The organism is Flavobacterium flavipigmentatum (assembly GCF_020911905.1).
Classification (GTDB): Bacteria; Bacteroidota; Bacteroidia; order Flavobacteriales; family Flavobacteriaceae; genus Flavobacterium; species Flavobacterium flavipigmentatum.
In genome coordinates this window covers 2530755-2545137 of the sequence record NZ_CP087133.1, presented here as the reverse complement: position 1 = coordinate 2545137, position 14383 = coordinate 2530755, and the positions used below count along the sequence as shown (strand labels likewise).

Annotated in this window: 13 protein-coding genes; 8 read left to right on the top strand and 5 right to left on the bottom strand. The window is 34.5% G+C overall.

The features are described from left to right. Window positions 1-36 precede the first annotated feature (36 nt). A complete protein-coding gene (locus LNP22_RS11075; RefSeq protein ID WP_429670533.1) occupies window positions 37-1392 on the top strand; it encodes a Gfo/Idh/MocA family protein in 1356 nt (451 codons plus the stop codon). 78 nt (window positions 1393-1470) lie between these two features. On the opposite strand, the gene LNP22_RS11070 is transcribed toward LNP22_RS11075, so the two are convergent. The 4 genes from LNP22_RS11070 to guaA form a co-directional block, all read right to left on the bottom strand. Then, complete coding sequence (locus tag LNP22_RS11070; protein ID WP_229973511.1) at window positions 1471-1872, bottom strand: OsmC family protein; 402 nt, start codon at window positions 1870-1872, stop codon at window positions 1471-1473. A gap of 1 nt (window position 1873) precedes the next feature. Further along, window positions 1874-3931 (bottom strand): PBP1 and LysM peptidoglycan-binding domain-containing protein, encoded by a 2058-nt coding sequence (locus tag LNP22_RS11065; protein WP_229973510.1) that lies wholly within the window; start codon window positions 3929-3931, stop codon window positions 1874-1876. A 96-nt stretch (window positions 3932-4027) separates the two neighbouring features. After that, window positions 4028-5947 (bottom strand): LysM peptidoglycan-binding domain-containing protein, encoded by a 1920-nt coding sequence (locus LNP22_RS11060; RefSeq protein WP_229973509.1) that lies wholly within the window; start codon window positions 5945-5947, stop codon window positions 4028-4030. A 62-nt stretch (window positions 5948-6009) separates the two neighbouring features. Beyond that, window positions 6010-7539, bottom strand: a complete 1530-nt coding sequence (guaA, locus tag LNP22_RS11055; protein WP_229973508.1) for a glutamine-hydrolyzing GMP synthase — start codon at window positions 7537-7539, stop codon at window positions 6010-6012. 207 nt (window positions 7540-7746) lie between these two features. Between guaA and LNP22_RS11050 the strand changes: the two genes are divergently transcribed. Next, window positions 7747-8274: a hypothetical protein gene (locus LNP22_RS11050; RefSeq protein ID WP_229973507.1), complete on the top strand. Its 528-nt coding sequence runs from the start codon at window positions 7747-7749 to the stop codon at window positions 8272-8274. Window positions 8275-8378: 104 nt separating this feature from the next. Here LNP22_RS11050 and LNP22_RS11045 read toward each other — a convergent pair whose 3' ends face one another. Next, window positions 8379-9089: a hypothetical protein gene (locus LNP22_RS11045; protein WP_229973506.1), complete on the bottom strand. Its 711-nt coding sequence runs from the start codon at window positions 9087-9089 to the stop codon at window positions 8379-8381. A 316-nt stretch (window positions 9090-9405) separates the two neighbouring features. Between LNP22_RS11045 and LNP22_RS11040 the strand changes: the two genes are divergently transcribed. The 6 genes from LNP22_RS11040 (at window position 9406) to gldI (ending at window position 14375) form a co-directional block, all read left to right on the top strand. After that, on the top strand, window positions 9406-10326 hold the full coding sequence (locus LNP22_RS11040) for a DnaJ C-terminal domain-containing protein (RefSeq protein ID WP_229973505.1): 921 nt from the start codon (window positions 9406-9408) through the stop codon (window positions 10324-10326). Continuing rightward, window positions 10316-10621, top strand: coding sequence for a chaperone modulator CbpM (locus LNP22_RS11035; RefSeq protein ID WP_229973504.1), 306 nt, complete (start codon window positions 10316-10318; stop codon window positions 10619-10621). The genes LNP22_RS11040 and LNP22_RS11035 overlap by 11 nt, the downstream gene beginning before the upstream one ends. Before the next feature lie 151 nt (window positions 10622-10772). Beyond that, window positions 10773-11156 carry a RidA family protein gene (locus LNP22_RS11030; RefSeq protein WP_229973503.1) on the top strand — a complete coding sequence of 128 codons (384 nt, stop codon included), beginning with the start codon at window positions 10773-10775 and terminating at the stop codon, window positions 11154-11156. 139 nt (window positions 11157-11295) lie between these two features. Next, entirely contained in the window at window positions 11296-12531 is a 1236-nt protein-coding gene (locus tag LNP22_RS11025; protein WP_229973502.1) for a voltage-gated chloride channel family protein, read from the top strand. A gap of 178 nt (window positions 12532-12709) precedes the next feature. Then, window positions 12710-13714 carry a DHH family phosphoesterase gene (locus LNP22_RS11020; protein WP_229973501.1) on the top strand — a complete coding sequence of 335 codons (1005 nt, stop codon included), beginning with the start codon at window positions 12710-12712 and terminating at the stop codon, window positions 13712-13714. A 19-nt stretch (window positions 13715-13733) separates the two neighbouring features. Beyond that, window positions 13734-14375: a gliding motility-associated peptidyl-prolyl isomerase GldI gene (gldI, locus tag LNP22_RS11015; RefSeq protein ID WP_229973500.1), complete on the top strand. Its 642-nt coding sequence runs from the start codon at window positions 13734-13736 to the stop codon at window positions 14373-14375. Window positions 14376-14383: the final 8 nt, after the last annotated feature.

Sequence of the window (14383 nt, the reverse complement as noted above, 5' to 3'; positions counted from 1 at the left end):
ATTAATTCAATTATGAAAACTAGTATTTTAAAATTCATGTTAGTCGCTTGTCTTTTGTTTGGATGGACAATTGTATCTGCACAAATAATAAAAACCAAAGCGCTAGCTCGTGCAAAAGGTCAGCAAGATGTTTTACGTCTTGCTACTGCTCCGTTACCTAGCGTCCGTGTGGCTTTTATTGGACTTGGAATGCGCGGTCCCGGAGCTGTCGAAAGAATGACGCATATTCCTGGTGTAGAAATTGTAGCTCTTTGCGATATGTTGGAAAAAAACACACAATCGGCTAACGAAATTTTAACCAAACAAGGGTTTCCAAAAGCGCAGGAATTTTTTGGAGACGAAAATGCCTGGAGAAAAGTGACTGCTTTACCCAATGTAGATTTAGTTTACGTAGCCACCGACTGGAAGCATCACGCAATTATTGGCGTGCAAGCAATGAAAGACGGCAAACATGTTGCTATAGAAGTGCCTGGAGCAATGACTATGAAGGAAATTTGGGAACTAATTGATACTTCAGAAAAAACTCGTAAACATTGCATGCAATTAGAAAACTGTGTCTACGACTTTTTTGAATTGACTACTTTAAACATGGCGCAACAAGGCTTATTTGGAGAAATCCTTCACGCAGAAGGCTCTTATATTCACGGGCTTCAACCGTTTTGGGGAGAATACTGGAACAACTGGAGAATGGATTACAACATCAAACACCGAGGTGATATCTATGCCACTCACGGAATGGGACCAGCCTGCCAGGCTCTGAATATTCATCGTGGCGATAAAATGAATTTCTTAGTTTCGATGGATACAAAGGCCGTTGGAAACCCAGCTTATATTAAAGAAAAATCAGGACTAGAAATTAAAGATTTTAGAAATGGAGATCATACGATGACGATGATTCGCACCGAAAACGGAAAAACAATCCAGATTCAGCATGATGTAACATCACCCCGACCATATAGCAGAATGTATCAGTTGAGCGGAACAAAAGGGTTTGCCAACAAATACCCACTTGAAGGTTATGCCTTAGACGGAAAAGAATTGGGAGATGATCTCAAACCAAATCATGAGAAATTGAGTGCTCACTCCTTTGTTCCTGAGGAAGTAAAAAAAGCATTGATGGAAAAATACAAACATCCAATTGTAAAAAATATTGAAGAAAAAGCCAAAAAAGTGGGCGGTCACGGCGGAATGGATTTTATAATGGATTACCGTTTGATTTATTGCCTTCAAAAAGGACTTCCGTTAGACATGGATGTGTATGATTTGGCAGAATGGTCTTGTTTAGGCCCTTTGACAGAAATCTCTCTTGATAATAATTCTGCTCCGGTAGAAATTCCAGATTTTACACGTGGTGCCTGGAATAAATTAAAAAAATTAGAGTTTTCTGAGTAGTTAGTATTGATTAGTTTTAGAATGAAAAAAGGGTACTTATTAAGGTACCCTTTTTTTGTAAATATGTTTTTTATAAAATTAATTCCAATTAAAACTAATTCGTTTTTCGATTTCTGGATGCAAACTTAAAAATACAGGACAAGTCATTGCAGCTCTTTCTAAAATAGTTTTATTTTTTTGATCTGCCTCGCCTTTCATATTAAAAGCAATCTCGATAGCACCAATTCTTCTTGGTTCGGCATTCATAATTTTAGTTACTTCTGCACTAGAATATACAATATTGATGTTTAAATCGCGAGCTTTAATTCCCATAATTGTCATCATACAACTTGCCAAAGCGTTTGCTACAGTATCCGTTGGAGAAAAAGCTTCCCCTTTTCCGTTATTATCTAATGGCGCATCAGAAATAATTTCACTTCCTGATTGCACATGAATTGATTTTGTTCTTAAATCGCCTAAATAGGTTACTTTTGATGTCATATTAATTCGCTACTTTTAATGTTAAATCGGTGTCGTAATACAAAATATAAACACCTTTGTTAGCGTGTCCGCCATCTTCTTTTTTATAATATTGAAATTTATTATCTACTTGTTCTGTAGTCATTAAATCGGCTGTTTCTTGATACGTTTTTCCTTGCATCAAACGCATCATCGCATCAAAAGTCACATCAAAACCTCTGGTTGCAAAAGTATTGGGATTGACCTTATTTTTTAATCTGTATTGTTTTTCAAAAATTAAAACAGTCTGATCATCACTTTCTCTGCTTACAGAAGGATACATTAATTTTAACTTAATCAAATTCTCAAAATTAATCTCATCGGTATCAAGAGTAGTATTAGGTTCTAAAATCACCAATTGTACCTCACAAGTTTTTTGCGCATCCAGCATTGCTTTGATAGTTGTTTTTACCATCGCAGTGTTACCTGTTTCCATTACCACATAATTTATTCTGTTAGGCAATAATAGACTTTTTAATTGAGCAACATCAAGACCGCCTGTTTCATTCAAAGATGCAAAAACTACTCCTTTTTGATGCTCTTTGATATAACTGATAACCGACTCTTTTTTCTTATCCACAACGGCTACGATATTTCCGTTTTTAGAACGCATATAGTCAAAAACAGCATTACGAACCACATCATTTGTTGGAACCGATTGATACAAATTATCGATCGGATTGGCTTTGTCTTTCGATAACGGCGAAATAACAGGCACGTTGTACATCTTCAATAAATTAGCCACATCCTCTGCATTACTTTGATAAAAAGGTCCTATCACAGCATTGGCATTTTGTAATTTGTTTTTTGCAATCAGACCAGAAATATTCGAGCTGCTTTTGGTTTCCTGCGAATCATAAATATCAACATCGATGGGTAATTTTAAGGTTTTGGCCGAATCTATTGCCATCATAGCACCTGAATAAAAATCAAGTGTCATATTCAAAAATTTATCGTTTTTTATTCGATTTGCGGCACTTACCGTATCATTTTGCATTTTTGCCAAATTGAAAGGCAGTAACAAGACCAACTTTTTACGATCGTTTTGTCCTCTTGGTTTGGTCAATTCAACCACTTCAGGATTAACGGAAATCGTTTCCGATTTTACTTTTTCCACTATTTTTATAGAACCACTATTTTCTCCAGCTTTTTCTTCTACCAAATCGGGAGTTGATTGTTGCGGCTCAACTATTGGAGCTGGTTCAACATATCCTGTTGGAACTTTTAAAACCATTCCCTCTTTTAGTCCTTCAGCAAGAGCAGGATTTAAAACCGCTAATTCTTCTTGAGACAGATGAAAAGTTCGTGATAAACTATATAATGTTTCCTTTGGTTTTACCTGATACTGCATGTAAGAAATTGCTTTGTTGCTTTCTGCCGGTTTTGCAACATTTGTAGTGACAGTAGCCGATTCCGTTTTAGGAGCTTTTCCTTTTATAGTCAGTCGAAAACCGATGGGTAAATTCAAAACAATTTCAGGATTGCGTTTTTCCAGTTCTTCGATAGTAATTCCGTATTGTTTCGCAATCGAAAACTTAGTTTCTTTTGCTACCACATCGTGATATACATATTTTCCTGAGCCCGAATTGGTCTTTACAGGCGCAACTGAATTCTGTTTTGTGTTTTTATTAGACGGTATAATGAGTTCCTGTCCTATTTGCAATCCGTCTGAAACTAAAAATGGATTAGCGGCTTTTAGGGCTTCATCTGTAACATCATACTTTTTCTCAATACCAAAAAGTGTTTCTTTTGGCAATACTTTATGTGTTACTTTACCTTTTACATTTTTTTCAACTAAATTTCCTTTAGCATTCGCTTTTTTTGCTCCCACACTCGGAATCAACAATACAGTATTAGGTTTTACTCCGTTTCTTGCATCTGGATTTAACTCATAAATGTCAAAAGGCGTAACCTTAAATTTTACCGCAATCTGATTTATCGTTTCTCCACCTGAAACAGTATATTTTATGACTTTTTCTTGCGAAAACACAAAACTGCTGGTAAAAAAAACAAGAGATAATAATGTCGAATAATATTTCATAATAGGGGTTAAAACAATTTAATTTCTAATTTAAAAAACAAGGTAACATTTTTTATGCCAATCAGGTAAAACTTGCTTATTTTTTTCTTTTTTTAATTATTGCCTAAGGTCAATTTCGGCCTTCACAATAACAATATTCTGATACAATTCTTTGTCTTCTTCTTGCTTGCATTTGTACAAAACCTCTTCCATGTTATTGTATTTTTCTGAATATACATAATACGAAAGACTATTAATATTAAAGAAAAAACTAGCATTAAAATCTCCTGAATCTATTAGTTTCATGATCAATTTGTCTCTTGGAATCGACTCTGTAAAGGTACCTAAAACCAAATAATAGCCATTAGGAATTTCTTTAAGATTATCATAAACTTCGATACTTACATTTTTCTCGTTTTTAAGAGGATTTTGTTTCAGTTCTAACTCCATTTCTTCTTTCGTAATTGCCTTTGAAACCTTATCTCCGTTCACTCTCCGTTCTTTTTCGATGGCATCATTCTGATATTTTTTAAGTTTTACCAAAGCCAGTTTATCATCAAAATTACGAGCTTCCATACTGTAAAAAGTAGCTTTGCTAATATGACGTTTTACCTCTATTTCTTTCTGAGTATCTAAAGAATCTATCTTCGAAATTAACAGCTGATTTTGCGCATCACCTTTTTCCTGCTCTATTTTATACTGTTTTATATCCTCTAATGAAAGTCTCTGTTGCAGAGATTCTGTCGTATTCTTTTTTGAGCTTTCGCGAATTTTTTTCTTGTATTCCTGATTTTCTTCAACTGCAATTCGCTCTACTTTGTTCATCAAACCGGCGTATGCTTTCCTGTTTTCTGCCAGTTCTTTTTTTAATTGAGAGGATAATTCACTGGTTTTACCGATGCTTTCATTCGAAAGTTTTTCTAGTCTTTTAGATTCGTCAACATTCAAAACATCCATTCTTTTCAATTCTGCCAAATCGTCATTCATCGTATTTACTAATGAATCTAATTTAGACATTAAAACATCCTGTACATTTTTGTTCGCTTCAAGAACCAGACGTAATTTTTCAACAGAATTTTCTTTTGAAGCATTCATTTCATTCAAATTAACATTCAAATCGTTAATCTTTATAATCTTCTGATTCATTTCTTTCTGAACGATCAATCTGTCTTTCAGATCTTCCAATTCAACCGTTTTGGCTTTTGTTTTTTCAACTACAACTTGCTTTTCGGCCAAAGCCAACATCAGTTCTTCGTTATCATTCGATGGCTTAATTTCTTTTACATTAATCGCCAATTGATTTCCCTCGACCAAACCATTCACAATTTCAGGGTTTTGATTTTCGAGTTTTTCAATCGAAATGCCATATTTTTTTGCAATAGAATATTTTGTTTCTTTTGGTTCTACCACATGAAAAATAGTCTCCTGATTTATAACGCGAACTCTCCCGTCTATGGTTTTTCTTTTATTCGGAATAACAATTGCCTGACCAATCTGCAATCCGTTTTGAAGAATTTCTTTGTTTAAATTTTCTAAATCTTGCACCGAAACATTGTATTCTCGAGCAATACTAAACAACGATTCTTTGGGCAAAACTTGGTGTATTCCTTTTGAGGAAATAGCGACTTCGGTTCTTGGAAAATTCAATATTTTTTGCGGAATACTTAATTCCTGACCGATTTGCAAACCGTCGCTAAGAATTTCGAGATTAGCATTTTGAAGAGCTTCAACTGTTACGTGATATTGTTTTGAGATTCCAAACAACGTTTCTTTGGCTGCAACAACATGCGTTGTTTGTTGGTTTTGAAGTGTTTTGGGTTCGTGGTGAACAGGAATCTTAATGATTTGGTTGTCTTGGATTCCGCTTTGAGATCCCGGATTGAATTTGTAAATTTCATCAATCGAAACCTTATATTTTTGGGCAATAAAATAAGCAGTTTCTCCTTTTTCAATTTTGTGTTCGATAAACGAATCTTGGGCAGAGGATTTGTTAAAAATTAAAAGAAATACAAATAAAATCGTTAATTTTTCTTTCATAAATAGTAGGTTTTAAACAATTAAGGCGTTACAAATGTAACGCCTTAATTGCAAAAATAGTACTATTCCCACTCAATTGTTGCTGGTGGTTTTGAACTTATATCGTAAACCACACGATTCACGCCTTTTACCTTATTAATAATATCGTTTGACACTTTCATCAAGAAATCGTAAGGCAAATGAACCCAGTCAGCGGTCATACCGTCTGTCGATTCTACAGCTCTAAGCGCTACAACTTTCTCGTACGTACGCTCATCGCCCATCACTCCTACACTGTTTACAGGAAGCAAAATTGCTCCAGCCTGCCAAACTTTATCGTACAATCCCCAAGATTTTAATCCATCAATAAAGACAGCATCAACATCTTGCAGAATCTGAACTTTCTCCGGAGTAATATCCCCCAAAATCCTGATTGATAATCCTGGTCCCGGAAAAGGATGTCTTCCTAATAATTCGGGATCTATTCCTAAAGTAGCACCCACTCTTCGAACTTCGTCTTTAAACAACATTCGAAGTGGCTCTACAATTTTTAATTTCATATAATCCGGCAATCCACCTACATTATGGTGCGATTTGATCGTTGCCGATGGCCCTTTTACAGAAACCGACTCAATTACATCTGGGTAAATAGTTCCTTGCGCCAACCATTTTACATCTTCAATCAGGTGTGATTCATCATCAAAAACTTCTATAAAAACACGTCCGATCGTTTTACGTTTGGTTTCAGGATCACTGATTCCGGCCAATTCGCCAAGAAAACGATCTCCCGCATCTACTCCTTTTACATTCAATCCCATCCCTTTGTATTGATCTAATACATTTTGGAACTCATTTTTACGAAGTAAACCGTTATTTACAAAAATGCAATATAAATTTTTACCAATCGCCTGATGTAATAAAACGGCTGCTACAGTAGAATCTACTCCTCCAGACAATCCTAAAACGACTTTATCATCTCCTAATTTTTCTTTTAATTCTGCTACCATTTCTTCAACGAAAGCATTTGGAGTAAAGTTTTGAGGCACTTCTGCAATATTTACCAAAAAGTTCTCCAGCATTTTTGATCCATCAGTAGAATGAAAAACTTCAGGGTGATATTGAATAGCATAAGTCGTTTCACCTTCAATTTTATAAGCCGCAAATTCTACATCATGTGTGCTCGCCAATTTTACGGCATTTGTTGGTAAAGCCTTGATACTATCACTATGGCTCATCCAAACTTGGCTGTTTTCTGAAACTCCGTTAAAGAAAACTTCATTCTCCTTAATATAAGACAAATTAGCTCTACCATATTCTCTGGTGTTTGAGGCCGCTACTTCGCCACCACTAAAATGGGCCAAATATTGTGCTCCGTAACAAACCCCTAACATGGGTAATTTGCCTCGAATTTGAGATAAATCAGGATGTGGAGCATCTTCTGCGCGAACAGAAAATGGGCTTCCTCCTAAAATAACTGCTTTATAAGATGATAAATCACTAGGAAAGTGATTGTATGGGAAAATTTCGCAGAATATATTTAATTCGCGAACTCTACGCGCAATAAGTTGTGTATATTGCGATCCGAAATCTAAAATAAGTACGTTGTGTTGCATGCGCAAAAATACTTTTTATATTCGAATTTGAAAAATGGAATTTTGATTTTTTTTTCTAAAAAAGGTTCTGAAGTTCTAAGTTGCTAAGATTCTCAGTTTTGATATCTTGAAAAAAGAAAAAAACTTAGTTACTTAGCATCTTAGAAACTTCGTCTTTTTACAAAAACCGAATCTCTAAAAAAAACGTATTTTAAAAAAAACAAATTTATGAAATCAAAACTTATAGCCTTTGCGGTTTTTGCAACTGTATTTTTAAATTCTTGTAATACAGTTGATGATTTATTGAGCTTCAATATCTCGAACGATACTACAATCGAAATAAAAAGTACTTCGCCGATCAATCTGCCAACTGAAATCGTAACTCCAGATGTTACGACCAACTCTTCTGCCGAATTTGAAAATAATAAAACAAGAGCGAGTCTGGTAAAAGATGTTAAACTCAAAACATTAAAACTCAGCATTACCGATCCTGAAGGAAAATCATTTTCTTTCCTAAAAGAAATTCATTTATACATTTCAACAAATGCAAATGATGAGATTGAATTGGCCTATCAAACCAATATTTCTTCAACTTCAAATACTATCGACCTGATTTGTACCAGCGAAAGACTAGATCAATATATCAAGGCCGACAAATATACCATTAGAACCAAAGTGACCCTTAAAGAAACACTTACACAAAATGTAAAAGTAAAAGCCAATATGAATTTTAGAGTGACTGCGGATCCATTTTAATATCAGGTACAAAGGATCAAAGTTACAAAGGTTCAAGGGTTTTAAAAGTGTAAAAACTTTGTACCTTTGAACCTTTCTTAATTTTATAACCTCTTCTAAAAAACCTACTCTTTCGTCACAATAATTGATGCTTTAAATCCTGCAGCAAGATTGTCCCAATAGTCATTGGTAATCAATGTGCCTTTATCATCAAAAACTTGTATTTCGGCTGTATTTCCTCCTAAAGTACCAATATTTAACGCCTCAAAATCAAGCTTATTAAATCCCATAGCGAGATCAATTTTTACCTGTTTAAAATTACTATCCAAAAATAACTGATCTAGAATGACTCTGTCATTTGATGAAATTTTGACTAAATCACCATCAATTGCACCAAAATCTCTGAATTTAACGATAAAATATGCTGAATTAGTTTTGAAATCACCCAGAGAAATATTCTTTTTGACTAACTCTCCACGCCCCTCTTTCAAACCTGCTGCTCTAAGAGCCTTATCCAAATCTTTCTCCATTTTTGGAATATAACGATCACCGGGATTTGCAAAATGTGTTTCGGTAGACATGGTAAAAGTACTTTTCTTCTCTCCTATCTGATATTTAGATTTAGGCGTAATACTTGTGTTTTCAAAAACGTTAGGTGTTTTGATAGCAGGCATATCCAGATTATCCTCGGTTTTTTTAGCTTCTGGAGGAGGTATTTTTTTAGGCTTTGAACTAAACTTTGGAGCCGGTATAGCTTTAAAGCCCGAGTTGAACTCTGATTGAGCTGTAACTGTGGCAAAGGCAAAAAACAATATGAAAAAAAAGATGTGCTTCATTGAAAAAAGTTTATCGAATCGGCTTATATAATTTTAAAAAATGATCGTATAGCAAAGCAAAAATAGCATAATTTAATTACTCACTTCAACTTTAAGACTTTTATAACAATATATTAGGCTAATTTTTGGAAACAAAAAACCTGCCAAAACAGATCATTTTTCTAAAAAATAAATTCTTTAAAAAAATAGCTCAATTTAAAAGCAGTATCAATTATAATTTATTCATCTATCTGAAAAGAAAACACATCTTTTTGATAATTAACAACTTATTCTTAACTTCACTATTTTAGTTTATCTTTATTAAAAAATAAGCAAAATGGATTATATTGACTATTATAAAACATTAGAAATCACAAAAGCGGCAACGGAAGCTGAAATCAAAAAAGCGTATCGAAAACTGGCCCGAAAATACCATCCTGATTTAAATCCGAACGATAAAGAAGCGGAAAAAAAATTCAAGGAAATAAACGAAGCCAATGAAGTTTTGAGCAATGCTGAGAATCGTAAAAAATACGACAAGTACGGAAAAGACTGGAAACATGCTGACGAATTTGAAAAGGCAGGTTACAATCCAAATCAACAACAACAATCGAGACAACAGCAAAATAATCAAAATTATAGTGAATTTGGCGGAGGCGATTTTTCCGGAAATGATTTTTCTGATTTTTTCAACTCTATGTACGGAAGAGCCGGTAGTGGCCGTGGTCAATCAAAATATAGAGGTCAGGATTTTAATGCCGAATTACAGCTTGATTTGGCCACAGCTTATAACACTACGAAGCAAAATTTAACCGTCAATGGAAAAAATATTCGAATCACTATTCCGGCTGGTGTAGAAAATGGTCAAATTATAAAAATCACAGGACATGGCGGACCGGGAGCCAATGGGGGTCCGAATGGTGACTTGTATATAACTTTTGTTATTGAAAATAATTCTGATTTTAAAAGAGAAGGGAACAATCTGTATGCCGATGTAAACCTCGATTTATATACCGCCATTTTGGGAGGCGAAATTTATGTGAATACTTTTGATGGAAAAGTAAAAATAAAAGTACCGGAAGAAACTCAAGCCGAAACAAAAGTCAAATTGAAAGGAAAAGGGTTTCCGATTTATAAAAAAGACAATCAGTTTGGTGATTTATACATTACCTATAAATTAAAAACTCCAACAAAATTATCTCTAAAAGAAAAAGAATTATTCGAAGAATTAGCTAAATTAAGACATTATGAGCAGTAAAAACTTAATTCAAATCAACCAATTTTGCGTGTATCACGAAATTGAAGATACTTTTATAGCAGAGTTGCACAACTACGGTCTGATTGACATTATTTTTCAGGAAGAAGAGCAATATTTGCATCCCGAACAATTACCAACAGTAGAAAAAATGATTCGGCTACATTACGATCTCAAAATTAATTTGGAAGGAATTGATGCCATCGCACACTTATTGAACAAAATTGAAACTTTGCAACAAAATCTTACGAACACTCAAAATAAACTTCGCCTTTTTGAACATCATTTTAAAGAATAAAACGATTTAAAATATCACAAAAAAGCAATATTTAGCAATTGATTTTATGCAAATTCAACTCTTTTTAATAAGTATATTTTATAAATTGCAACCCAATTAAACAACTACAATTTGTTTGGTTATTTTGAAAAAAAACTCAAAAAAAATACAAATGAAACGAGAAAACATCTTAACAGGCTCTCCATGGGAAGATAAAATGGGATATTGTCGTGCGGTAAGAATTGGTAATATCATAGAAGTTTCGGGCACTGTGGCAATTGTTGATGGCGAAAAAGTAAAAGCCGATGATGCCTACGCGCAGACTTACAATATTTTGGAACGTGTAGAAAAAGTGCTGGAAGATTTAAATGTTGGGATGAAAAATGTAATTCGAACCCGCATTTTCACCACTGATATTACCACTTTTGAAGACGTCGCAAAAGCACATTCTGCATTTTTTAAAGAAATAAAACCAACAACGGGGTTTTATGAAATCAGTAAATTGGTTGCTCCCGAATATTTGGTTGAAATTGAATTTACAGCTGTTATCCAGTAAATTATTCTTGCTGCTAATTTGTTCTAATCATTTTTTCACAACAGTCGAACGATTAAAATGATTTATAATTTCTGCTTTTAAAATATTTAGAATTCATGAAAATTCGTGAAATTCGCAGCTAAAAAACTTCAAATTATTAATGACTTTTCAAAACCCAAAACAAATACTTTTTACAACTTTCAAATGGATTCTAATTTGCGCTTTGATAGGCATTTTGTCTGGATCAGCTTCCGCTTTTTTCTTAATTTCGCTAGAATGGGTGACTCAATTTAGAATTCAGCATGACTGGATTATTTGGCTTTTGCCCATCGGAGGATTATTGGTTGGTCTTAGTTACCATTATTGGGGCGCATCGGTTGTAAAAGGTAATAATTTATTGCTGGAAGAATACGAAAAGCCACAAAAAGTTATTCCTTTTAGAATGGCTCCTCTGGTGCTTTTAGGCACTTTAATCACTCATTTATTTGGAGGTTCTGCGGGTCGCGAAGGTACGGCTGTACAAATGGGTGGCGCGATTGCTGATCAATTCACGAAGCTTTTTAATTTGAATAATTCCGAGCGAAAAATTCTGATTATTTTAGGAATTAGTGCTGGTTTCGCATCGGTTTTCGGAACGCCTTTGGCGGGTGCTATTTTTGCTTTGGAAGTTTTATACTTTAGTAAAATCAATTTAAAAAGTATGCTTTTATCGTTTTTAGTAGCGTATGCGGCTTATTTTACGGTCGAATTTTGGCATATTAAACATACTCATTATCACATTCCTGAAGTGCCTGAAATTACTTTTACTAATTTACTCTATACCGTAATTATTGGTGTTCTATCAGGGTTGGCTGCTTTGCTTTTTTCCAGAACAACTCATTTTTGGGGTTCACTTTTTTCAAAAAAAATCAAATATCCGCCGTTTCGTCCTTTTGTTGGCGGGATAGTTTTAGCCATTGCTATTGCCGGTTTCGGATTTTCTAAATTTTCGGGTTTAGGAGTTCCTGTTATTGTTGCTTCTTTTTCGAGTCCAAATCCGTGGTATGATTTTTTACTTAAAATTTTATTTACGGGATTTACTTTAGGTGCCGGTTTTAAAGGCGGCGAAGTAACTCCTCTCTTTTTTGTTGGAGCCACCTTAGGAAGTGCGCTGTCACTTATTATACCTTTACCCATAGCACTTTTGGCAGGAATGGGTTTTGTTGCTGTGTTTTCGGGTGCTACCCACACGCCTATTGCGTGCACGATTATGGGATTGGAATTATTTGGAATACAACCTGGAATTTTTATTGCGATTGCGTGTACAATTGCGTATTTCTCGTCAGGTTCTGTAGGAATTTATAAATCACAAATTGTAAAAGGTGCCAAATATAAATTGTATCAAAAATGGCTCTAGCCTAATCGAAAATCTATTTTTTTTATGGTATCATTAGTATTTGATAAAATCAAAAAAGCTCAAAAAAAAAGAGCAAAAAAACAACAAAAACACCGACTAAAAACTCACAATTTATAAAAGTGTGTTAATCTATAAAATGATTTCAACATTACATTAAAAAAATGTAAATTCGCACACTATGAAAATACAAGATATTCAGGCGATAAAATTGCTGCTCGCAAGTCCAAAAAAAATCGCCATCATTCCGCACAGAGGTCCAGATGGTGATGCCATGGGCTCTACGCTGGCATTATACCACTTTTTACTAAAAAACAATCACCAGCCTACCGTGATTGCACCCAATGATTTTCCTGATTTTCTGGCTTGGTTACCGGGCTCAGAAACGGTAAGAATATTTGAAAAAGACACCGAAAATTGTACTACAATATTACAAGAAGCAGAGCTCATTTTTACACTTGACTTCAATGCTTTGCATCGTGTAGGCGATATGGAACATACTTTGGCTAAGCTAACCGCTCCGTTTATCATGATAGATCATCATCAAAAACCTGATGATTATGCGGCCTATACGTATTCAGATACCTCTTTTGGTTCGACTTGTGAAATGATTTACAACTTCATTTTATTTTTAGATAAAAAAGAAGATCTTGACAAAACCATTGCAACCTGCATTTACACCGGAATACTGACCGATTCCGGATCTTTTCGTTTTCCAAAAACAACAGGAAACACACATCGAATTGTAGCAGAATTAATTGATTTAGGTGCCGAAAACACTGAGATCCCTGTTTTATTATTCGATAATAGTTCGTACAGCCGTCTTCAATTATTGGGGCGCGCTTTGCAGAATATGAAAGTCTTCAAAGAACATAAAACTTCTTATACTTCGCTTACGCAAAACGAATTAGATTCTTTTGATTATGTAAAAGGAGATACCGAAGGAATCGTAAATTACGGATTAAGTATAAAAGGCATTATTTTTACTGCTATATTTATAGAAAATAAAGACGAGAAAATAATCAAGATTTCGTTCCGCTCTCAAGGTGGTTTTGATGTGAACCAGTTTGCCAGAGATCATTTTAATGGTGGCGGGCATATCAACGCTGCGGGAGGAAAATCTGAGGTTTCTATGGAAGAAACGTTGAAAAAATTTGAAGATTTAGTAACAAAACTAAAAATATAACCAGAAAACACAACTCCGTATGAATTACTTAAAAATAAGTATCTATACCTTGCTTTTTATCGTTTTGCTTGCCAGCTGCAAACATCACGAAGAAGCCAGAAAACCTATATCCAGAGCTTCGGGAAGTTTTATGAAAAAATCGGCTGACAGAAATAAAAAACTGGTTGCAACTGAAGAAGACATCATCAAAAAAATCATTAAAAGCAATCCGAAAGTAAAATATTTTGCTTCTAAAAAAGGATATTGGTACCACTATGAAGAGCGCAATTTGACCGATACTTTAAAACCAAAAAGAGGAGATATAGCCTACTATAATCTGGAAATAAGAGATATAAAAGGCGCCGTGATTTATTCTGAAGCTGACCTTGGCCCGCAAACCTATTATGTAGATAAACAAGACATTATGATGGGATTGCGTGACGGGATCAAACTGATGCACAAAAACGAAATCGTAACGTTTTTATTTCCATCTCACATTGCTTACGGGTATCATGGTGACAATAAAAAAATCGGTACCAACGAATCGTTGATGTGCACTGTTTCGCTTCGTAATTTTGTATCGGAAGAAGCATCAAAAACAGTTACTTCGGGCACACCAATTACCAAAACAACTGTTGTTAAACCTATTACTATAACAAAAAAAGACACTTTAAACCCATAAAAAAGTAT